Annotated in this window: 20 protein-coding genes and 1 other RNA gene; 7 read left to right on the forward strand and 14 right to left on the reverse strand. The window is 43.6% G+C overall.

What is annotated here, in order from left to right; all coding sequences use genetic code 11:
• Positions 1-4 precede the first annotated feature (4 nt).
• Entirely contained in the window at positions 5-1,642 is a 1,638-nt protein-coding gene (locus tag AAC006_RS00615; protein WP_339890442.1) for a replication endonuclease, read from the reverse strand.
• Between the two features lie 167 nt (positions 1,643-1,809).
• Positions 1,810-2,167, reverse strand: a transfer-messenger RNA (tmRNA) gene (ssrA, locus tag AAC006_RS00620).
• Positions 2,168-2,297: 130 nt separating this feature from the next.
• Between ssrA and AAC006_RS00625 the strand changes: the two genes are divergently transcribed.
• On the forward strand, positions 2,298-3,641 hold the full coding sequence (locus AAC006_RS00625) for an NADH:flavin oxidoreductase/NADH oxidase family protein (protein ID WP_339890444.1): 1,344 nt from the start codon (positions 2,298-2,300) through the stop codon (positions 3,639-3,641).
• A 75-nt stretch (positions 3,642-3,716) separates the two neighbouring features.
• Here AAC006_RS00625 and smpB read toward each other — a convergent pair whose 3' ends face one another.
• Positions 3,717-4,196 carry an SsrA-binding protein SmpB gene (gene smpB / locus AAC006_RS00630; protein WP_013783878.1) on the reverse strand — a complete coding sequence of 160 codons (480 nt, stop codon included), beginning with the start codon at positions 4,194-4,196 and terminating at the stop codon, positions 3,717-3,719.
• A 213-nt stretch (positions 4,197-4,409) separates the two neighbouring features.
• On the opposite strand from smpB, the gene AAC006_RS00635 reads away from it, so the two are divergent.
• Together AAC006_RS00635 and AAC006_RS00640 are read left to right on the forward strand one after the other, a co-directional pair.
• On the forward strand, positions 4,410-4,841 hold the full coding sequence (locus AAC006_RS00635; protein WP_013783879.1) for a type II toxin-antitoxin system RatA family toxin: 432 nt from the start codon (positions 4,410-4,412) through the stop codon (positions 4,839-4,841).
• Positions 4,838-5,197 (forward strand): RnfH family protein, encoded by a 360-nt coding sequence (locus AAC006_RS00640; RefSeq protein WP_126872359.1) that lies wholly within the window; start codon positions 4,838-4,840, stop codon positions 5,195-5,197. Before AAC006_RS00635 ends, AAC006_RS00640 begins: the two co-directional genes overlap by 4 nt.
• Positions 5,198-5,351: 154 nt before the next feature.
• Here AAC006_RS00640 and AAC006_RS00645 read toward each other — a convergent pair whose 3' ends face one another.
• Both AAC006_RS00645 and betT read right to left on the reverse strand, forming a co-directional pair.
• Complete coding sequence (locus AAC006_RS00645; RefSeq protein ID WP_057791558.1) at positions 5,352-5,831, reverse strand: MarR family transcriptional regulator; 480 nt, start codon at positions 5,829-5,831, stop codon at positions 5,352-5,354.
• Between the two features lie 34 nt (positions 5,832-5,865).
• Positions 5,866-7,836: a choline BCCT transporter BetT gene (gene betT, locus AAC006_RS00650; RefSeq protein ID WP_126872358.1), complete on the reverse strand. Its 1,971-nt coding sequence runs from the start codon at positions 7,834-7,836 to the stop codon at positions 5,866-5,868.
• A 297-nt stretch (positions 7,837-8,133) separates the two neighbouring features.
• Here betT and AAC006_RS00655 point away from each other — a divergent pair, with 297 nt between their 5' ends.
• Both AAC006_RS00655 and AAC006_RS00660 read left to right on the forward strand, forming a co-directional pair.
• A complete protein-coding gene (locus AAC006_RS00655) occupies positions 8,134-10,842 on the forward strand; it encodes a TonB-dependent receptor (protein ID WP_126872357.1) in 2,709 nt (902 codons plus the stop codon).
• Positions 10,843-10,961: 119 nt separating this feature from the next.
• The gene (locus tag AAC006_RS00660; RefSeq protein WP_126872356.1) at positions 10,962-12,932 is read left to right on the forward strand and encodes a tetratricopeptide repeat-containing sulfotransferase family protein; all 1,971 of its coding nucleotides are present in this window, start codon (positions 10,962-10,964) and stop codon (positions 12,930-12,932) included.
• A gap of 6 nt (positions 12,933-12,938) precedes the next feature.
• On the opposite strand, the gene AAC006_RS00665 is transcribed toward AAC006_RS00660, so the two are convergent.
• The 9 genes from AAC006_RS00665 to atpD all read right to left on the reverse strand — a co-directional run bounded on the left by AAC006_RS00665 (position 12,939) and on the right by atpD (position 19,921).
• Complete coding sequence (locus AAC006_RS00665; RefSeq protein WP_013783885.1) at positions 12,939-13,856, reverse strand: F0F1 ATP synthase subunit gamma; 918 nt, start codon at positions 13,854-13,856, stop codon at positions 12,939-12,941.
• 94 nt (positions 13,857-13,950) lie between these two features.
• Positions 13,951-15,519, reverse strand: coding sequence for an alternate F1F0 ATPase, F1 subunit alpha (locus AAC006_RS00670; RefSeq protein ID WP_013783886.1), 1,569 nt, complete (start codon positions 15,517-15,519; stop codon positions 13,951-13,953).
• A 9-nt stretch (positions 15,520-15,528) separates the two neighbouring features.
• Positions 15,529-16,395, reverse strand: a complete 867-nt coding sequence (locus AAC006_RS00675; RefSeq protein WP_339890447.1) for a F0F1 ATP synthase subunit B — start codon at positions 16,393-16,395, stop codon at positions 15,529-15,531.
• A 3-nt stretch (positions 16,396-16,398) separates the two neighbouring features.
• Positions 16,399-16,677 (reverse strand): F0F1 ATP synthase subunit C, encoded by a 279-nt coding sequence (locus AAC006_RS00680; protein ID WP_013783888.1) that lies wholly within the window; start codon positions 16,675-16,677, stop codon positions 16,399-16,401.
• Positions 16,677-17,387 (reverse strand): F0F1 ATP synthase subunit A, encoded by a 711-nt coding sequence (locus tag AAC006_RS00685; RefSeq protein ID WP_288389019.1) that lies wholly within the window; start codon positions 17,385-17,387, stop codon positions 16,677-16,679. Before AAC006_RS00685 ends, AAC006_RS00680 begins: the two co-directional genes overlap by 1 nt.
• Positions 17,377-17,703 carry an ATP synthase subunit I gene (locus AAC006_RS00690; RefSeq protein ID WP_013783890.1) on the reverse strand — a complete coding sequence of 109 codons (327 nt, stop codon included), beginning with the start codon at positions 17,701-17,703 and terminating at the stop codon, positions 17,377-17,379. Before AAC006_RS00690 ends, AAC006_RS00685 begins: the two co-directional genes overlap by 11 nt.
• 14 nt (positions 17,704-17,717) lie before the next feature.
• The gene (locus tag AAC006_RS00695; protein ID WP_013783891.1) at positions 17,718-18,128 is read right to left on the reverse strand and encodes an AtpZ/AtpI family protein; all 411 of its coding nucleotides are present in this window, start codon (positions 18,126-18,128) and stop codon (positions 17,718-17,720) included.
• A gap of 4 nt (positions 18,129-18,132) precedes the next feature.
• The gene (locus AAC006_RS00700; RefSeq protein ID WP_013783892.1) at positions 18,133-18,522 is read right to left on the reverse strand and encodes a F0F1 ATP synthase subunit epsilon; all 390 of its coding nucleotides are present in this window, start codon (positions 18,520-18,522) and stop codon (positions 18,133-18,135) included.
• On the reverse strand, positions 18,512-19,921 hold the full coding sequence (atpD, locus tag AAC006_RS00705) for a F0F1 ATP synthase subunit beta (RefSeq protein WP_041452513.1): 1,410 nt from the start codon (positions 19,919-19,921) through the stop codon (positions 18,512-18,514). Before atpD ends, AAC006_RS00700 begins: the two co-directional genes overlap by 11 nt.
• A 514-nt stretch (positions 19,922-20,435) precedes the next feature.
• Between atpD and AAC006_RS00710 the strand changes: the two genes are divergently transcribed.
• Together AAC006_RS00710 and AAC006_RS00715 are read left to right on the forward strand one after the other, a co-directional pair.
• A complete protein-coding gene (locus AAC006_RS00710; protein WP_339349728.1) occupies positions 20,436-20,708 on the forward strand; it encodes a YceK/YidQ family lipoprotein in 273 nt (90 codons plus the stop codon).
• 135 nt (positions 20,709-20,843) lie between these two features.
• Positions 20,844-21,053, forward strand: a complete 210-nt coding sequence (locus AAC006_RS00715; protein WP_126872353.1) for a hypothetical protein — start codon at positions 20,844-20,846, stop codon at positions 21,051-21,053.
• Positions 21,054-21,068: the final 15 nt, after the last annotated feature.

Here is a 21,068-nt window from a genome sequence, read left to right on the forward strand (position 1 = left end):
ACAGTTATTTACACAAGTCCAAGATGCCTTCGGCTTTTGGGGCTTTCCCCTCACGGGAAATCCCCAGTCGCCTTCGGCTACCCCCTGAGCCTTCGTCGACAGCCCGTCCTTCCCGTTGGGAGGGCGGGCTGTCAACTCGTTCAGCGGGTGACGAAAAGAGCTGCCAGTTTTTATCTGGTATAGCGTATGTGCCTTCAGTGAAACGGATGTGTTTTGGCTTTTGGTTGTAAGCGTGTTTTGAAAGGGTGCTTAATTCACAATGTTGATACTGCGTTTTAATTTGATTTTCATACTCGAGGGAGAAAGGGCGTTCTATACGCTTCACGTTTGCGCCACCCATCATAATTAAATAAGAAAGCCAATCAGATTCATCTGCCGCTTTTTGAAGCTTTCCTAATGGTGTGTCACTACTTTCTAATTCTAACTTTCTTAACTGTCGCCATAACGTAACCGAAGGCAGCCCTAAAAATTGAAACTGCCTTATATTGTATAGTGATGCCCAAGCAGTGATTTTTGATGCAGACTGTTTCGCATCGTTGCCGTAGTTGTCGGTATCTAGAAATTCACCATCAATATTTTTACAAATGTATTTAGCGATATAGTCTTGCGCTGAACCCTTTTCAGGATCTATTGGCTCTGCTTTGAATCTATTTTTGTCCGCGCCGGATTCGTCGGCATCATCTTCCATTGCATAATGCCTTAAAATGCTTGTTACACGTGCCAACTGTTCTGGCGGTGTGAATAGCAATAAATGCCAATGTGGTGTGCCGTCATGGTGTGGCTCAACAACACGCAAGCCGAACACTTCTATTCCTTCGCGATGGAACTGTGCTCTAGCTTTGCGCCATTGGGCATTAAGATACTCATTAGCATCTTTAACAGAATAATTTAAATATTTAGGGTTCGGCTTACCCGATTGGTAGTGTGAATGGAACTTGGATGGTGTGGTGATGGTACAAAAGCACCCCACATGGTTTAGCAGTTTAGAATACTCTTCCGTTCCCTTTATTCGAACCATCAATTCGGCTCTTCTTACTTCAGGATTAGATACGTTTGCCTGATAAGCATCCAGCATAGAAATAAACTCACCATCAGCACTGCAGAACCATTTAGATTTCATAAACTCAAGGGCTTGCTCTTTTTCCCACTTAAATTGGCGCAATCGGTCACTACTGCAATAAGCACTTTTTTTCTGATTCACTAAATCTAACTGTCGACGTATTTCTTCTACTTTTTGGCTGGCAATTCGTTTCAGCTTGTTGAACCAAAATTTCTCTGAACGCGCTTGAATAATGCCCTCAGTGGCTGAAATGTCGTCAGGAAGACTGATGTTGTATTTAAGTAGTTTGGCTTTGCATAGACAGAGTGCGTGGGCTTCACTTAAATCGGCGGTATCGCGCAAGCATTCCATAGCTTTCGATTTAGCAAAGGCTTTGAGTTCTTTGATGTCAGAAGTTAGGTTTAGATCTGCTAAGTGAAGGTGTTTATTTAGGCTGGAAAGGAAGCGGTTGGCTTGTACATAGTCATGTTGTTTAGAAAGCTTGAGGTACTTATGCGCAGCGTCATAAGCAAGAGGGGATATGAAATCGAATATTTTTTTGCGAAAAAGGTGACATTCACGTGTACCAATACCACTTGTCAATTCATTAGGGCAGGTGACAGTCTCGCGACAGTCGAGTACAGATTCACGACACTTTTGAGCCCTATTTAGACCCTGAGAGACCGAATTAGTAGAAAGTGATGATTCGCTGGAAGCAGCGTTATTAGAGGGATAGAGCGGTCTAGAAGGTTCTAGACCGCATCTGGAATTGGTGGAGCTGGCGGGATTTGAACCCGCGTCCAGAAAATGTCTACCTTTGGTACTACATGCTTAGTTTGTCTTTTCTTTAACTACTTTAGACCCCGACAAACAGGGTTCTTGGTAGCTGTCCCGATACTATTTCGCGGTTCAACCTCAGGAGAGTTTCCCTCGCTAGTTTGCTTGGATGACCTTCCGAATCCACGCTAGCAAACAAAGCTGTGGTGGAAGGGCCTATACCGGTTATTAAGCGGCTAGTGCGTAGTTTTCGTCGTTTGCGACTATTTGTATGCGGCTTTTTTAAGAGGCCAGCCGCACCTCTGCATGCACCTCCGGCTTCCAAGATCCTGTCGAATCCTAATCAGCCCCGAGTGTGAAAGCGCAGTATAACATAACTTGCTTGCGGTTAAATGATTTCTTTATATTTTGCTTTCAAAAGATGCATTTATCGGCGATAACCATTAAAGTGTACCGGCTTAAAATTACAATTGATGTGCCAATGCCTTCAGACTCAATAATATATACCCCTTATACCTTACCTTGCGGGGTAGTGGTACGTAATCGTCTCGTAAAAGCGGCGATGGAAGAGAACATGTCGAGTGCGGGCAGTCTTCCTGGTAGTGCGCTGTATACGCTTTATCGGTACTGGGCGCATGGAAACTTGGGCATGGTTATTACGGGTAACGTGATGGTCGATCGCGAGTCGATGACAGGCCCAGGCGGTGTTGTACTAGATAAAAACTCCCCCTTAGAGCCGTTCGAGCGCTGGGCTAAAATTATCAAATCCAATGGCGCGCTAGCGGTGATGCAAATTAATCACCCTGGTCGTCAGGTATTTAAAGCCATGCAGGGTAAAGCCATCGCGCCCTCAGCTGTACCTCTTAAGATGGGTAAACACTCAAAATTGTTTGCCGTTCCAAAAGAAATGACCTGCCAAGACATTCACGATGTGTGTAAACGCTTTGTTGAAACGGCAGTGCAAGCGCAAAAAGCGGGTTTTGATGGCGTTGAAATTCACGCGGCCCATGGTTATCTACTCACCCAATTTTTATCGCCACTAACCAATCAGCGACAAGACGAGTGGGGCGGTTCCATTATTAATCGTGCTCGTTTACTGATTAATATTGTTAGCCAAATTCGCGCGGTATGCCCAAGTGGCTTTATTGTTATGGTTAAACTTAATTCTGCTGATTTTCAGCGTAACGGGTTTAGTTTTGATGATGCCTGTGAAGTGGTACGCCGTTTAGAGGCGCTAGGTGTTGATGTGGTGGAATTGTCAGGCGGTAGTTACGAAGCACCGGCCATGCAAGGGCAAACTCGCGACGATACTACTCTTGCTCGTGAAGCTTACTTTTTAGAATTTGCACACAGCCTTGAAACTAAAACCGATATTCCGTTAATGACAACAGGTGGTATAAAGCGGGCTGAAGTTGCTGAAAAAGTGATTCAGCAAGGTTGTTCTTTGGTGGGGTTAGCCAGTGCGTTGGCCATTACGCCTGATTTAGCCAAGAAGTGGCAGCAAGAATGGCGTTATTCGGGTGTTATTCCGCACTGTACGTGGAAAGATAAGTCATTAGCAAGTTTAGCAAACATGGCTATGGTTCGCCGTCAGTTAAGGCGTTTAGGTAATAACTTAACAACTCTGCGTTCGCCTTCGCCATTGTGGAGCTTGGTACTTGATATGATGCATCGCAAGTCGATGACTAAGCGTGATGTTAATGCTAAAAATGGTAGTGTTCAGCTTACTAGTCAAGAAAGCAGTAATGACAAAAATGTTACCGCTAGTTCAGCTAGTGCAAGTAATGTTAGTGCAGACCAGCCCAGCAACGAGTCCAGTAAATAGCCCAATAACTAGCCCAATAACTAGCCCAATAACTAATCCAATAGATAGAGGGGCAGTTAAAAGAAAAACACAGCGTTAAACGCTGTGTTTCATCATTCTTTCTTTCTGACGTTGCCAGTCTTGATCTTTCAATGAGTCTCGTTTGTCTCGCTCATGCTTACCTTTGGCAAGATTGATTTCTAACTTAACCCAGCATTTCTTCCAATACATGGCCGTGGCTACAATAGAGTAACCTTGTCTGTCTCTTGCACCCATTAGTCGGTCTAGTTCGCGCTTTTTCAATAACAATTTACGCGCACGTTCGGGTTCACACACAACGTGAGTAGATGCTTGGTTTAACGGGCTTATGCGACAACCTACCAAATAAGCTTCGGCATTTTGAATAATCACATAGCAATCGGAAATGTTAACTTTACCTGAGCGGATACTTTTTATTTCCCAGCCTTGAAGCTGAATACCTGCTTCAAATTTGTCCTCTAGGAAATAGTCGTGGCGCGCTTTTTTATTTTGCGCGATGGTACCGGTGGTGTTTTTGTTGGCTTTATTCTTTTTCATGCTCGCTATTATACTGATTGTCGTAAGAATGTCTGTATACCTATAGCAATATTTATTAGTTCATTTACTAATATTAATTAGTGCAAAAAGGTATTGTGACCTTACATAACGATGTGGGGGCGAAACGGGAAAAGCGAAGACGAGAGAAGGGTTTTTTCTGTGGTATTTTTTCTATGGTATAATGCGCCTTTCGGTATTTATATAGTGAAGTACATGGCGAGTATACAACGCAGTGCATTGGTAGCACACAGCGCCCAGGCTATGTTCGACTTGGTAAATGATGTTGCGGCTTACCCGCAGTTCTTACCAGGTTGTCGAGACAGCAAGGTTTTAGAAGCATCTGGTGAAAACATGAAAGCCTCATTGTTAGTGGCAAAAGCAGGCATTAAGCAGTGGTTCACTACCCATAACGAACTTGAACCAGGTAAGCGTATTGATATGCAGCTTGTCGATGGGCCGTTTCGCTATTTAACCGGCGGTTGGACGTTTTCAGCGTTATCTGACGAAGCCTGTAAAATAGAGTTAAACCTTGAATTTGAATTTACCAATAAGTTAGTAGAAATGGCGTTTGGCAAAATCTTCAATAACTTGGCAGCGAATATGGTTGTTGCGTTCACTGAACGTGCTAGGAGTGTTTACGCGTGAGTGAAGGCTTAATGCATATTGAAGTGGCTTATGCACTTCCTACTAAGCAGTCTTTGGTTGATGTGTCGATAGAAGAGGGGGCAACCGTAGAAGAGGTGATTCAAGCTTCAAATCTGTTAAATGAATACCCAGATATCGATTTATCGAGCACCAAAGTAGGCATTTGGAGCCGCGTGGTTAAATTGCGCGACACGGTCAAAGATGGCGACAGAATAGAAATTTACCGCCCACTTATTGCCGACCCGAAAGAAATTAGAAAACGCCGCGCTGAAAAAGCCAAAGAAGAAGGCCGCGCCGATAAAGTGACTGGCGGCAGGGTTAATCCTCTGAAAGCTGCGGATAAAAATACTGACTAAAGCGTTAGTCACAACCCTTGGTTGGAAACTGAGGGTATGGGCACTAAAGGTTTTAAATGTTTCCGTGAGTACAAATAAAAACAGCCGGCATATGCCGGCTGTTTTGTTTTTGTTTATCGCAAATGTGCTTAAGCGAAATAACCTATTAACGATTTTAGTTAGGTTTTTCCGAAATACTACCAAGCTCAAGAAATGGTGATGCGTCAATATCTTCTGCATCCATCATGCTCGCAATTCGCTGAACAGTAGCAACCATTTGGCTTTGCTCCCATTCTTTAAGCTGCGAAAAACGTTCCACAAAGTGTTCTTGAAGTGGGCGAGGAGCATTCACAACTGCTACCTTTCCTTTCTCAGTAAGGAATACGCCAACTTTGCGCTTATCCTGTGTACTTCGAATACGGGTTGCTAAATCTCTGCCTTCTAGGCGATCAAGAATATTGGTAATGGTCGCAGGGCTCAGGTTTATGTTTTCAGCGATTTCTCGCACCATAATACCCGGCTTCTCTTGAATATTTTGCATTACCAATAATTGTGGGCCTGTTAGCCCAACATGCTTGCTCAATTGCTTGCTGCGTAGGTCTACGGCGCGGATCACGCGCCGTAGAGCAACTAACAATTCTTCTTCTTTTCGCATTTTATTCCTAATAAATCTGCAACCCTCACCCAAACTAGTTAAGCAAATGGATAAAGTGTTGATGCTTTTGAAATTGATCAATAACGTCATTAATAACTGAGATCTTCGACCATCCCATAATGTCGTAGTTTTGACCACCTTCACTTAAATGAACTTCTGCGCGATAGTACGTGGGCTTTTCGCCTTCGTCTACCTCTGGCATGTCACTCGGGCCAAATTCTGGCTGATGAGTAACCGAAGGGTACACTGCGTATACAAAATCAGGATCGCTTCCCATAGTGACGGTTAACATTAACGCCTCTTCGGTTTCATCAATCACGATTTCAAATTGCTGTGTTTCGAACTCTTTCCCAACTTCAGTCATTGCGGGTTTCACAATTTTCTGTAAATAGCGCCTAACTGCCGCTTCATCGGGAAAGGTCACTATGTTTTCTAATCGGTCTTTCCAGTTTTTATCACCGTCATTATGCTGCGGCGTTCCGGCAAGCACTTGTAAACTTTCACGCTTATAGGCTTCAACCCGTAGCGCTTTCAATAGCCCCGCTATCGCTATGAGTAACACGATTGCAAAGGGCAACGCCGAGGCAATTGTCATGGTTTGAAGTGCCCCCAAACCACCCGCATAAAGTAAAACCGCACTTATCACACCTACACCAACAGCCCAGTAAATTCGCTGCCACAACGGTGTGTCGTTTCGACCATGCGAACATAGCATGTCTACTACCATTGCCCCAGAATCGCACGATGTTACAAAGAACACGATTACCATTATTACGGCAATAAAGCTTAATATCGATGAGAACGGGAACTGCTCTAAGAATACAAATAGCGCGACAGCACTATCCTCGTTGACCATGGTGGCTAATATGTCCTTACCATGCACTAGTACTTGGTCGATAGCACCATTACCAAATACAGTCATCCAGAAAAGCGTGAAGGCAGATGGGATGAGTAACACACCCAAGATAAATTCTCGAATAGTACGGCCGTATGATATACGCGCAATAAACAAGCCTACGAAAGGTGCCCAGGCTAACCACCAGCCCCAGTAGAAGATGGTCCAGCCACCAATCCAATCGGTTTTATCATAGGCAAATAAGTTGAACGTATTTCTAACTAAATCAGATAAGTACGCCCCCGTATTTTGCATATAGGCTTGTAGTAAAAATACGGTTGGGCCCAATACTAGAACAATAAGAAGCAGTAAAATGGCTAAAACCATATTGGTTTCAGACAGAATACGAATACCTTTATCTAGTCCTGTTGCTACAGAGATGACGGCTAAGCCGATAACCGCTGCCATAATTATTATTTGAACAGTGGTATTTGAAGGTAAGCCGAATAAGTAATTAAAGCCTGCATTAACTTGTGATGCGCCTAACCCTAGTGATGTTGAAACACCAAACACGGTAGAGGTAACGGCAAAAATATCGACAACATGGCCTGGCCATCCGTAAATTCTGTCACCAATTAACGGGTACAGGGCAGAACGTAAGGTTAGCGGTAAGTTCTGTCGATACGCAAAATAGGCCAATATTAAAGCCACCACAGCATAAATTGCCCAAGCATGCACACCCCAATGGAAAAAGGTCGTTTTCATTGCTTCGCGCACAGCATCAATACTCTCAGCTTGCGCCGTCGGTGGGGCTAAAAAGTGCATTAGGGGCTCGGCGACGCCAAAAAACATAAGTCCAATACCCATACCCGCAGCAAAAAGCATAGATAGCCAAGTAGTGAACTTAAATTCTGGTAAGGCGTGGTCGGGGCCTAGTTTTATATCGCCATAGCGAGACATGCCCAGATAAACCACAAATAACAATACAATGGCAACAGTCAGTACATAGAACCAACTGCCGTTTGTCACTATGACTGCTTGAATCGTTTTGAAAAGTGAATCTGCAGTTTCAGGCAAAGCTGCTGCAAAAATGAGCAGGCAAGCTATGATTATAGAAGACGTGTAAAACACGGGTTTATTTAAAGGTGATGTGTTCTCAGTTTCGCTCACGCTAGTACTAGTCCTTTCTCTTATCTGTCGACTTAGAGTTAATACGCAGAAATATACAGCATGGAACAACTTTTATAAACTTTGATTGTAATTATTAGAGCTGATTCTTTAACTGATTGGCGCTTTTATAATTACACGTTATAGAACGGGGGATAACTAAAGTATAAGTGAATAAATAATAGTTAGAGTAGAAATTAATCTTGGATTGTGGGTTAATAGATAAGTTATTTTTGATAAGTGTTTTAAGTAAACACAGCTCAAAGAATAAAAAATCACCTAATAGGGAAAACACACATTATGCGTAAAACTCAGCTTAGCTGTGCAATTGTCGCTGCATTGGCATCTACACCGTTGCTCGCTCAAGAATCTGAAGCGCCAGCGAAACTCGAAACCATAGAAGTTACTGCCACTAAACGCGCCGAATCTATCCAAAATGTACCTGTCGCCGTTACTGCACTTAGTGGAAAAGCACTCGAAAATTTAGGCATTGATAATTTTCAAGACTACGTTGAATTCCTTCCGAACGTAGTGTTTCAGGGCACAGGCCCGGGCCAAAACGAAATTTATATTCGTGGCGCGGCAACTACCCAATCAAACATCATGTTATCTTCAGTTCAAGCATTACAGCCGTCTGTTGCTTTCTATGTAGATGAACAACCGGTATCCATGGCTGGCCGTAACCTAGACGTTTACGCCACTGATGTTGCGCGTGTTGAAGTGTTACCTGGGCCACAAGGTACTTTGTTCGGTGCAAGCTCTCAGGCAGGTACAATTCGTTTGATCACGAATAAACCCGATTTAAACAGTTTTGGTGCTGGTTTTGATACCAACATTGGTTTCACCAAAGGCGGTGAAATGAGTAACTCGGTAACGGCTTACTTCAATATGCCACTTACCGATAAGCTTGGTTTCCGCGTTGCGGCGTATAACGATAAGCAGGGCGGCTGGATTGATAACGTAATGAACGTGCCAGGTGAAGGTGGATACATTGGCAGTGCGGTAGTTATCGACCGTATTTCTGGTGGCCCACTTGCCGATCCTGTTGCTATGGACGCTAATCGTGTAACTAGCCCTGGCGTTAACTCGAATGAAGAAGCCTCTGTAGTATCGCCTCAGAATGATGCATTAGTAGAAGATGACTTCAACGATGCGTTGTACACAGGTGCTCGTTTTGGTTTGTTGTATGAATTTAACGATGATTGGGATTTGCTAGTTCAGCACACCCAACAAACGTTAGATACAGAAGGTGTATTTGCTTACGACCCAACTCTAGAAGGCGAAAGTTCAGCTATTCGTTTTGCTCAAGAAGAAAACAAAGATGAGTTCGGCTTAACGACGTGGACACTAGAAGGTCGTTTAGAAAAACTAGACCTTGTGTACACAGGTGGTTATTTAGATCGTGAAATCGATACATTAGCTGATTACACAGGCTACACCAATGGTGGTGCTTTCGCCGCGTATTACGTGTGTAACCACTATGAGTCGGGTGTTGAAGCTGAAGATCAGCGCTGTCTAGATCCTACTAAGTATTTTAGAGAAGACACAACGACAACGCGTTCAACTCACGAGCTTCGTTTTGTAACTACCATGGATACGCCTTGGCGTGTAACAGCTGGTTTGTTCTATGATGACCAAGAAGTAGCAACAGTAGGGCAGTTCAAAATTGCCAATACCGATGGTGAGCTAACACAATACGGCTTCAATAACCTACAAAAAACCCTAGTAGGTACTGATGGCATTAATAGCGATGGCGGACCGTTCCCATCTGAAATCAGCTTTGTTAACGATATTACTCATACCGTTGAACAAATTGCCGTATTTGGTCAGTTTGAATACGACATTACTGATTCACTAACCGCGAGTGTTGGTGCCCGTTGGTATCAAATTGATGATAAGTACACAGGTTCTACTACAACAGTAGATGTAACCCGTCGTGTACAAGCCTTTGGTTCACTTGACCCAGATGAGTTAGCCGCAGTTGGTTTAGATCCAGATGCAGTAAATGCTGCTATTGCCAGTGGCCAGCTAGAAACTGATTTGTTAGGTAGCGATGGTGTACTTACCGTTGACGATACTATCTTCAAGTTCTCATTAGATTGGAAGGTAAACGATGATGTTCTATTGTTTGCTAACTATTCAGAAGGTTTCCGTCCGCCAGTAACTAACCGTGTTGGTGGTGGTTTGGCGAAAAACCAAAGTGGCGCATTTGAAAACTTCCGTATTCCAGTGTATTCAACCACAGATACCCTCGATAACTACGAGCTAGGTGTGAAGGGTGACTTCTTAGACGGTATTCTGCGTGTAAACGCTACAGCGTATTACTCTGAAATTACTGATTTACAAACGTCACGTTTCGACCCAACTAACATCTCTTTCTTAGTCTTTACCGACAACGTTGGTGATGCAGAGATTCAAGGTTTAGATGCTGATATTACGTGGTTAGCCACAGACGATTTAGTCATTAACGCTGCATTCAGTTTGCTAAGTACTGAATTAACTAGCGTAAATTCTGAGCTTGAAGGTATTGCCGCGGGTGTAGGTTCTGAACTGCCTTACTCTGCAGGCTTCTCGGGTAACATTAACGCGCGTTATTTCTTCGAGCTAGAAGGTGACAAGCGTGGTTATGTTAACGGCTCTGTAAGCTACACGGGTGACCGTTATGCTGGCATGGTAATGGACGCTTACGTAATGGAAGATGCAACGCAACTTATTTACGGCACAGGTTCTGGCCTTAAAATTGAAAAGCATGCTGATGTTTACGAAGGGGTAACCTATGCCGACTCTAACGGTGACGTATTTGAAGGTGGCCGTTACGTACAAGAGTCTTACATGCTAGCTAACCTAGCCGTTGGTGTGACTAACGATGTTTGGAAAGCCGAGCTTTATGTTGATAACGTGTTTGATGAAAGCGCGATATTAAATATTGATACTCAGCAGTTTACACCTAAGGTAGTAACGAATCGTCCACGCACTATTGGTGTTCGTTTCTCTTACGATTACTACTAAGCCCATTGGGTGTAATCTGACTTTGGTGTAATTTGAGTTTGATGTAACATGTTACACCTACCTAAAACGGCATTCCTTAGGGTATGCCGTTTTTTTATGTTTTTAGGCATGCTGTATTTATGAATTCACAAGAACAACAAACCCTTTCTGCGTTAAAACAAAGTTTGATGCAGTCTAATCATCAGCATGTTATTGCGCAGAGTAAGCAGTTTCTTGATGCTAAACCCAGCGAAGATGCAACCCGCGAAGCCATGTATGTCATGGCAGTGGCGTACCGACTATCCGGAAATATCAAAAATGCTATTACTACGCTTTCACAGTTAGTCGGTTTGTTCCCTGATTATGGTAGAGGCTTTCAAGAGTTGGGCTACTGCTATGTTCGTGACAATGCCCACAGCGAAGCCGCCAATGCTTTTTATCAAGCAACCCGTTTTAATCCAGCGTTATTAGCTGCATGGCAGCAACTTGAAGCGATATACAAGCGTGACAATCAACCCCAAGCCCTTCTATTAGCGCAGCAGCACATCAGTTTCCTGCAAAGCTTGCCCAAACCCTTGCTTGGCGCACACGACCTTATGCACGAAGGTCAATTGCATAAAGCAGAGCAGGTCTGTCGTCAGTTTTTAGCCAAAAACAAACATCACCCTGAAGCCATGATGCTACTGGCAGAGTTAGGCGTGCAGCTAAAGGTGTATCACGACGCTGAATTTTTACTAGAAAGCTGTGTTGCACTTTACCCTGAAAACGATAAAGCCCAAGCGGCTTATCAAGGGCTACTGGCAAAACTAGGTAAATTTCCGCAAGCCGCTAAAGTTGCACAAGCACGCTTAGCGCAACAGCCAGAAAGCTTTTCCATAAAAGTTAGCTTGGCCCACGCGTTAGTGGGGGTTGGTGAGTTGGAAGAAGCGATTGGTATTTACCATAGCTTACTGGCCGATAAACAAGATCGCCCCGCACTGTGGGTAGCCCTGGGTCATGCGTTAAAAGCGAAGGGAGACGTGAAAGAGGCCATTGCTTCTTATGAAAAAGCCGCCGCGTTCGCACCTGATTTCGGCGATGCGTATTGGAGCCTAGCCAACACAAAAACTTATCGATTTGATGATAACGCCTTGGCGGTTATGCAACTTCAAGAAGCGTTAGAAACGACAAAGCTAGACGACAGAATTCACCTTTGCTTTGCACTAGGGAAAGGCTTTGAAGATGCCAAGCAGGCCGACAAAGCGTTTGACTATTATGCCAAAGGTAACAGCCTTAAAAAGCGCACGCATCGATTCGACATTACCCGCACAGAAGCGGCACTTGAAGCGCAAGCATTGGCCTGCGATGCCGAATTAATGAGTGAATTTAGTGGTTGTGATGCACCAGATCCTATTTTTATTGTCGGCTTGCCAAGGGCGGGCTCTACGTTGCTAGAGCAAATTTTGGCGTCTCACTCTATGATAGATGGCACCATGGAGCTACATGATATTTTAGGCATTGCCTCTAGTTTAAGTAATCAAAAGAAAACGTACCCGTATAATCTTGCCGATTTATCTGATGAAGCGTGCATTGCCCTTGGCGAAAAATACATGGCGCAAACCCAGGCTTATCGTCAATCAGCTCCTTTCTTTATTGATAAAATGCCGAATAACTTTGTGCATATTGGGCTTATTAAACGCATTTTGCCCAACACAAAGATTATTGATGCTAGACGTGACCCCATGGATTGTTGTTTTAGTGGCTTTAAGCAGCTATTCGGGGAAGGGCAGGAGTTTAGCTATTCATTAGATGATATTGGCCGTTATTATTGCGCTTATGAGAAGCTAATGAACCACTGGCATACCGTATTGCCCGACCACATCCTTACCGTGCAGCACGAAGATGTGCTTGAAGATTTAGAAGGTCAGGTACATCGTATTCTTGATTATTGTGGCTTGCCATTTGAACCTGCTTGTTTGTCTTTCTATGAAACCAAAAGGGTAATTAAAACCCCCAGTTCAGAACAAGTACGCCAGCCTATATATAAAACGGGTATGCAGCAGTGGAAGCCTTTTGAAGGCTACTTAGATGAACTTAAAGTGGCATTAACAAAGCGACCGGACGTGTCTTAGGGAATTTTATGGCCGGGCTTTCACACTTGGCTTAAACGACAGGGCTTCAAATCCGCTTACTAAATCGGAAAGCTCTTCATCAATGCCTTGCTGCCGTTGGCGGTGAAATTGTCGGGAAAGTTCGGTTTGAAGTTCTTCTATGTTTTTTTCGGCTCGTTGCATGGCCGTTAATCTACTTGCGTTTTCACTGGCCAATGATTCAGTGCATGCTTTATACAAGGTAGTAAATAAATACTCGCCAATTAACGCACTAAACGTTCTCTTTGTATCAGTAAGCAACTGAGGTAAACAGCGGGAAGGCCAACGCGTTACTGTTAGCTTTTGTTGCCATTCGCTATCAAGCGGCAATACCTTCTGAGTACATGTCTCGTATTTTGCGTTGGGTAAACTACGATTAAATACAATGTGTAGTGCACATAGTTCATTTGTTTGCTGTAGTGCTTCTATTTCTTGCAGCAATGAAGTGACCAACCCTGTTACTGCATTAATTGAATTAGGGAGCGCAAATGGCTGCTCTAGAGGTATCTTCAAACTACTTAAGTGAGTTTGAATACGTTCACCAATAGCCCACACCCGCTTTTCGCCTGGCAGCGACTTCATAGTGTTTAGCAGATGAGAAACCAAGGCATCGTTGAATTTACCGACTAGTCCCTGATCAGAACCAATGGCGATGAACCCTACCTTGCCTAAAGACGTTGTTTTGTTCACTGTTGAATAGTTTACTGCTTTGCTATTTATCTGATTACTATGAAAATAAGCTACTAATCCGAGCTGTACAGTTTTGTAATAATCATCAAGTGCTGACACCGCCGTTTCATACTGGCTAATATTCGCTGCTGCCATGGCCTTCATGGTTCTCACCACCGATTTCAAGTCGGTGGCGCTATTAATTTTGCGTTGTAAACCGCTGCTTAGCTCTCCCATGTTAGCTCTTCCATGTTAGCTCGCCCATATTAACTCGCCCATTCTAGCGCTGTAGTTTGGTTTACTCATTGGCTCTGCCATAGTAGCTCCCACGTCAGCGCTCCGTGCCAGTTGTCGTTTTAGTATCTGCTGTTGATGCCACACTTGCCAGTTTTGTCTTTATCATCGTCATTACAGTGTCGCTTTCTTCATCGGATAATGGCTGTGCTGACGCTAATTTTTCATACAATGCTGGGGCTAGCGTACCAAGCCCATCAATGATTGAATCTTGCGCGCTATCAATTACGTTAAGTGGAATGGTGTCAAGTAACCCCTTTGTTAGGGCGAGTAAAATGGCAATTTGTGCGGCTACTGAAAAGGGATGAGATTCCGCTTGTTTCATACAAGCTCGAATGCGTAGCCCGTGTTCAATAGCCAAAAGACTATCGGAGTCTAGTCGTGCACCAAAGCGTGCAAAGGTTTCTAGTTCTTCGAATTGGGCATACGCTAACTTTAGGGCACCTGAAACCTTTCTAAACGCTGGTTTCTGTGCTTTGCCGCCAACACGAGATACCGATTTCCCTACATCTATTGCGGGTAGCACACCAAGAGAAAACAACGTAGGCGATAAGTATATTTGCCCATCAGTAATAGAGATTAAATTAGTCGGTATATAAGCCGACATATTTTGCTCTTCAGTTTCAATGATAGGCAGGGCGGTGAGTGAGCCGCCACCTAGTGCTTCGTTTAAGTGTGTGGATCGCTCTAGAAGCCGTGAATGCAGATAAAAAATATCTCCAGGAAAGGCTTCTCGTCCAGGTGGTCTGCGAAGGAGTAATGATAGTTCACGATAAGAGCGAGCATGCTGCGTTAAGTCATCGTAAACAATAAGAACATCTTTACCTTGTTGCGTGAAATACTCAGCAATACTGGTTGCCGCATAAGGTGCAATGTAATCGAGCCCGGGGGGATCATTTCCTTCTGTGACCATAACCACCGTGTATTCCATGGCACTGTTGCGTTGTAATGTAGTGATGGTTTTGGCTACAGACGCCGACTTTTGACCTATGGCGCAATAAACGCAAAGTACGTTTTTGTCTTTTTGATTTAAAATAGTGTCGATAGCTATTGCTGTTTTGCCCGTTTGACGGTCGCCCAAAATTAATTCACGTTGGCCACGACCAATGGGTAATAAAGCATCCAATGCTTTTACCCCGGTTTGTAAAGGCTCTGTAACAGGGGAACGTGACATAATGTCTGGCGCAGGTCGTTCAATAGGAAACCGCTCCCGAGTAACAATATTACCTTTAGCGTCTAGCGCATTGCCTAATGGATCGATAACTCTGCCTATCAGCCCGTTGCCCACGGCTATATCCATTACGCGGCCGGTGCGTTTAACTTCATCACCCGCATGCAGCGCAGTGTAGTCACCTAGCATAATGACGCCAATCTCATGCTCATCAATATTAAATGCTATACCGTAAATATCGTTTGGAAAAAGCAGTAATTCTTCAAAGCCAGCCCCGAATAAGCCTGACACAATAGCAATGCCAGCGGATACGCTTTCAACGGTGCCCATCTCTTGTAAGCTGACATCCGGAATATGCGATTCTCGAATATACTCAAGTTGATTGAACACATATTGATAGCGTTTTTTTAAGGCATTGTTGTTAGCGTCGTTCATGTTATGACCTTAACGGTTAGCGCTTAACGAATGGTGTTCGTTGTCGGCGGGCATATTTGCGCGATTTTCTTCATACTGAGCATCAATAGACAGCGCTACCTCGTACTGCAATGCACTCAACAATTCATTAGCGCTCCAACTGAGTTTCCAACCGCCAAAGCTAAGTGCTAAACCCGCAATTAACTGAGGGTCTACCTCTAAGTTGAGGGTTATAGTCAGGCTATCGCCGCCAGTCTGTTCCGTAGCCCGTTGGGAGGGTTGGTCAGTTAGTATGTCTTCTAAACATGCTTTTAGGTGCTCACATTGTGGTTGTGATAAAGGGGCGATACTACGTACTGTGGCTTGCCCTTGGTTTTTTTTGATAGCTAGGCATAACTCATGGTGTTGCGCTTCGTTAAGGGCCTTAAGGTGCGATAAAAGCTTGTCGAACATTTTATCTTGAAGTTGTAGGTCTGCGAGTTCACTTATTACCTTACGACTAAGGGCAAACACTTCTTTCACGCTTTTATCAATCACTTCGTTTTGTAACATTTGAATTTCAGTATTCAGCGCATTGGTGCGTTTTATTGATAATGCATCTGCTTGTGCTTTTGCATCTTGTAAGGCGGCTAAGGTTGCTTTGTGTGCTTCTGCTTTGGCTAATTCAATAATGGTTGAACGTTCAGCATCTATATTGGTTAGTTTTTCTTTATATTGAGCTTCAAGGTTCTCTGCGTGTTTCTTTTGGGTCTCGGCATTAGATAGAACACTAGCAATTTTATGTTCACGGGCATCAATGCCATCAAGAATAGGCCGGTATAAAAAGCGCTTAAGCAGCCACACTAATATCAAAAAATTGATAATTTGTGCAATAACAGTAAACCAATCGATAGGCATGGTTTAGCCTCCATTTTGGGCAATAAAATAATTCCAAAACGGGTTACTGAATAACACAATCATTGAGACTACAAAGCAATAGATAGCAGTTGACTCAATCATGGCGAGCCCTACAAATAAAGTACGGGTAATGGTGGGGGACGCATCGGGCTGTTGGGCAAGCGCGTTTAGCGCACTGGCAACTGCTTTTCCTTCTGCAAGCGATGGCCCCAGCACACCAATACCTATGGTAAGACCTGCGGTGATAATTGAGCAAATTGCTATTAACGTAAGACTGTCCATTATTCTGCCTTTTGTTGTGGTGGCGTTAGGGTAAGGGAGGCTTTCGCACTAACCGTGCTGGCAGCGGCAATGTAAACCGATGCCAATACAAAAAAGATATAGGCTTGAACCATACCGGTTAGCAGGCCAAGCAGTGACATAACAACAGGAAAAATTAGCGGCGAAATAACCAGTAGAATGGCTAAGATCATGGCGCCACTCATCATGTTTCCAAACAAGCGTACGGCAAGGGCTAGGGTGCGTGACAACTCGCCTACAATATTGAAGGGCAACATGAAATACGTGGGTTCCGTGTAAGAAAGTAGATATTGTTTCACCCCTTTGTTTTTTATTCCGTAAAAAGGCACAGATACAAATACACAAAAAGCCAGCGCAAGGGTGGTGGATAAGGAGCTACTAGGCGGCTCAAATCCAGGGAAAATAGTCAGTAGATTTGCCATTGCAATGAACAAAAACAATGTGCCCAGAAACCCCATGTAGCGTCGCGGCTTATCTAAGCCTGCATCTGAAATTTGGTCATTGATGGTGATGACTATTATTTCTAAGGCATTTTGCCAGCGTGAGCGGTGATTCTTTTTATTGAGGTTACGAGTGATAAAATAGGCGCTAACCACCAGTATCGCCATAATGACCCACGTAAAAACAAGCGTAGCGCTCATTTTAATTACGCCATATTGCCAATAAATAATTTCATCCGGGCTAAGGTGCATGATGTAGCGCTCCTTTCTCTGCGCCGGTAGGATTGGCGTTATTAGTGATTTTAGTCATTAATATTCTGCCTATCACAAAACCCGCCAAGCAGGCTGATAGACGCCAAATATCATTATTACCCACCCAGTAAAAAACACTGATTGCCGTCCCCATGCGTAGCAATAAGCTACTTAAGAACCATAGCGCTGGATGCGTGGCATTCATGCCTTTTTTTACGGTAAACCACAGGGCATAGAAAAAACAGCAACCTAGCATTGTGCCTATTAGAAAAGGCAAAATAAGTGAGGTTAAACTTAAATTGTCGATGGGTATCATTGCTAAGTAGCTCCTTATTCGTTTTCTTTACTTGTTTTCGTTTTGGGCACAGTGTTTGCCTTAGTGGGAGCTTTAGTGTTGGCCTTCATGTTGACGGTAGGGCTATGCATTGCTGCATACTCTTTGCTAACCCAATTCCACGCAATAAAGCAGCCTAACGTTAACCCTGCCAGCAAAAATATAAGCGTATAAGCGCGAGAATCACTAATACTGGCGTCAAGCCAAATGCCTAATGCAATACCCAACAGCGTGGGAAGTGCCACAGACCAACCCACAACCCCCATTAATCCCAACCCAAACCATACGCCTGGGTGTTTATGGCGCTTAGCATGTAACTTTAATGCCACCTTCTTATTTACATGATGAGACATGCTGTGTGAGCGGCGCGGTGTAGTGTTTTTAGCATTGACAGTTGGTTTATCCATTAAGCTACTGCTTAGACAGTGACGAAAATTGTTTAAGAAACCCGGTTTCCAACTTAGCTAACACAGCCCGCAGGGCTTGTTGCTCTTCATCCAGATGAATAAATTCTTGGGTAACCGCCTGCTGCAAAGTTTCAAGGGATTGCCCACTTATTGCTCTTCTAACGGAAATAGAGACTTGCTTTCCCGTTTTCACTAACACCCCTTGATCAATAGCAACAAATTGAGGCGCTTGGTTATTACATTGATAAGTTAAAATTCCGGGCACCAATGGGGTGATACAATCTAAACGGTGAGGCAGAATGCCAAAACTTCCTGAAGGGGTTTCAACAATCAGATTGCTGATGCCTGAAAGCTGGGCAAATATTTGATTGGGTAAAAGAATATTAACCTGCATGATGTGCCTCATCTGATGCTGTTTTAGGTGCTTTATGACCGCTAATCGCGTCATTAATATCGCCAATCATGTACAACGCGCTTTCGGGATGCTCGTCAAATTCACCGCTTAAAATGCGTTCGCAACCTTCTAATGCTTGTTCGATAGTCACGAACTTTCCTTGCATGCCAGTAAATTGCTCGGTAGTGAAAAATGGTTGAGTAAAAAAGCGCTCTAATCGACGGGCTCTTGCCACAACATTTCGGTCTTTTTTAGATAACTGTTCTAACCCCAACATGGCAATGATGTCTTTTAATTCGTTGTACTGGGCGAGAATATGACGAACCTGTTGTGCTACTTGATAATGTCTATCACCAACCACATTAGGCGTAGCTAGTTTTGAACTTGACTGCAACGGATCGACGGCAGGATAAAAGCCTTCACTAGCGCGTTTGCGTGATAGTACTAAGGTTGCTGATAGGTGAGAAAAAGTATGCACCGCTGCTGGATCGGTAAAGTCATCAGCAGGTACATAGACTGCTTGAATAGACGTAATGGCACCGTTTTGTGTATTGGCGATACGTTCTTCTAAACTTGATAATTCAGTGCCGAGGGTGGGTTGGTAACCCATTCGTGATGGCATTTGGCCCATTAGGCCAGACACTTCAGAACCCGCTTGAATAAATCGAAATATGTTGTCGATGAGTAATAGCACATCTTTCTTTTCGTCATCACGAAAGTACTCAGCCATGGTTAGCGCGCTGTGACCTATTCTAAAGCGGCTTCCAGGAGGTTCGTTCATTTGCCCGAATAGCATAACCATGTTGTCTAACACTCCAGCCTGTTTCATCTCGCGATAAAGCTCTTCACCTTCTCTGCAGCGTTCGCCTATACCGCAAAATATACTTACGCCTTGTTGGTGGCTTACCATGTTGTGGATCATTTCGGTAAGCAAAACGGTTTTGCCCACGCCAGCGCCACCAAATAGACCCGCTTTTCCGCCTCGCTCAAGCGGACACAGAACATCAACGATTTTGATGCCGGTTTCAAATATCTGTAGCTGGCTGGAAATACTAACAAGGGGAGGAGGGGATTGATGAACGCTGCGCCGCTCTGTGTTATTAATAAAGGGTTTGCCATCAATAGCTTCACCAAACACATTGAACATTCTGGTGAGTATTGAAGGACCAACGGGCACTTTTAACGGGCCTTGTGAACTTTTCACTACCATACCGCGAGCTAAACCCTGGGTAGGTGTTAGCGCAATAGTGCGTACTTTTTCTGCCGAGAGTTGAGAAGCCACTTCTAACGTTATTTTACCGTCATTAGCGTAAATGATGGTGTGGATGTCTGGCAGTTGATTAGTAAAACGGATATCAACAATACTCCCTCTTACCGCCACAATAACGCCAACATGCATCGCATCTATTTGTTCTTTGGTTGAATGTGTCACTTGATGCTCGCTCAATAAAAGATGCTATCACACCAATAGAATACGCCGTTTATTTATTGAACAATTTGACCTTTATCAAACATTTTGAATGTTTGATTTAAATTCACACCCATTCAAATATAAATCTACATTGAATTTGAGTATGAACTTCAGGCGGTGGTAACATAAGACAATAAGTATGGCTCATGCCTTTGTCGTGAATTTTAGTCGGGTATCTTAATCGGGTATTGGGCCGGGCAATGATACCCCTCATTACCGTTCGCTACTGTGATCGGTGATTAATAGTATCGGTGAACAATGGACCCGTTGTTGGATGGAATCGCTGATGAATGGTACCGTTGATGGATAAAACCGTTGATCAATGAAACTCTTGATGAAATCAGCATTAGTTTGATAATGCTTACTTAATAAATGGAATTAGTAGTATATGAAAGTTTTACCTCTCGTCATCTTATCTTTAGCATGTTGCTCTTGTGCGACTGTGAAAACAATTTCTCCTGACAACAACCATGTTCAAATTGAACATCAAGGTAAGAAAAGTTACTGCGAAGAAATACCTCGTGTATATAGTGGTTTTTCATACAATATATGTTTGTTAAACGGTGAACCAAGCCGACGTGAAAATATCGGTTCTACGTTTGGGAATGTCCCTTTCTTTGTTATTGATGCAGCGTTTTCTATTGTGGCTGACACTATTGTTATTCCATACACCGCAGTACAACAGATAGATAAAGGCAGCATTAACGTTAACTAAACTACACTTTCACTCGCTTCTTTATCGTTTAGCTCCTCGTGTAAAAATATTCAACTTTACGTAAAGGCGATGGTAAGACGTCCATCGCCTCCGCTAAGGTTGATTTTACCAAGATGATAAAATGGAACGCTTGTTATGAATATTAATGCGACATTGTTTGGGCAAGTTATTGTTGTATTTGCTTTACTCATGGCTGCGCTTGGCTATTACTTAGGGAAGCGAAAAACCCGATCGCCTAATCTTACCGCAGTCGTAGCGTTCTTTTCTGCACTCGTGCCGCCGTTAGCAATTATATTGCTAATCGTACTGGTACTAAAAAACGATGTGAAAACGTCAAAAACATAACCTTGGATTAACGAA

It is taken from the genome of uncultured Alteromonas sp. (assembly GCF_963976965.1).
GTDB classification, from domain to species: Bacteria; Pseudomonadota; Gammaproteobacteria; order Enterobacterales; family Alteromonadaceae; genus Alteromonas; species Alteromonas naphthalenivorans.

Bases quoted from the DNA above. Each gene is read 5' to 3' on its own strand.
- AAC006_RS00625 (WP_339890444.1), top strand. From the start codon at position 2,298: ATGCCTTCAGACTCAATAATATATACCCCTTATACCTTACCTTGCGGG.
- smpB (WP_013783878.1), bottom strand. From the start codon at position 4,196: ATGAAAAAGAATAAAGCCAACAAAAACACCACCGGTACCATCGCGCAA.
- AAC006_RS00635 (WP_013783879.1), top strand. From the start codon at position 4,410: ATGGCGAGTATACAACGCAGTGCATTGGTAGCACACAGCGCCCAGGCT.
- AAC006_RS00645 (WP_057791558.1), bottom strand. From the start codon at position 5,831: ATGCGAAAAGAAGAAGAATTGTTAGTTGCTCTACGGCGCGTGATCCGC.
- AAC006_RS00655 (WP_126872357.1), top strand. From the start codon at position 8,134: ATGCGTAAAACTCAGCTTAGCTGTGCAATTGTCGCTGCATTGGCATCT.
- AAC006_RS00660 (WP_126872356.1), top strand. From the start codon at position 10,962: ATGAATTCACAAGAACAACAAACCCTTTCTGCGTTAAAACAAAGTTTG.
- AAC006_RS00665 (WP_013783885.1), bottom strand. From the start codon at position 13,856: ATGGGAGAGCTAAGCAGCGGTTTACAACGCAAAATTAATAGCGCCACC.
- AAC006_RS00670 (WP_013783886.1), bottom strand. From the start codon at position 15,519: ATGAACGACGCTAACAACAATGCCTTAAAAAAACGCTATCAATATGTG.
- AAC006_RS00675 (WP_339890447.1), bottom strand. From the start codon at position 16,395: ATGCCTATCGATTGGTTTACTGTTATTGCACAAATTATCAATTTTTTG.
- AAC006_RS00680 (WP_013783888.1), bottom strand. From the start codon at position 16,677: ATGGACAGTCTTACGTTAATAGCAATTTGCTCAATTATCACCGCAGGT.
- AAC006_RS00685 (WP_288389019.1), bottom strand. From the start codon at position 17,387: ATGCACCTTAGCCCGGATGAAATTATTTATTGGCAATATGGCGTAATT.
- AAC006_RS00690 (WP_013783890.1), bottom strand. From the start codon at position 17,703: ATGATACCCATCGACAATTTAAGTTTAACCTCACTTATTTTGCCTTTT.
- AAC006_RS00695 (WP_013783891.1), bottom strand. From the start codon at position 18,128: ATGGATAAACCAACTGTCAATGCTAAAAACACTACACCGCGCCGCTCA.
- AAC006_RS00700 (WP_013783892.1), bottom strand. From the start codon at position 18,522: ATGCAGGTTAATATTCTTTTACCCAATCAAATATTTGCCCAGCTTTCA.
- atpD (WP_041452513.1), bottom strand. From the start codon at position 19,921: ATGCATGTTGGCGTTATTGTGGCGGTAAGAGGGAGTATTGTTGATATC.
- AAC006_RS00715 (WP_126872353.1), top strand. From the start codon at position 20,844: ATGAATATTAATGCGACATTGTTTGGGCAAGTTATTGTTGTATTTGCT.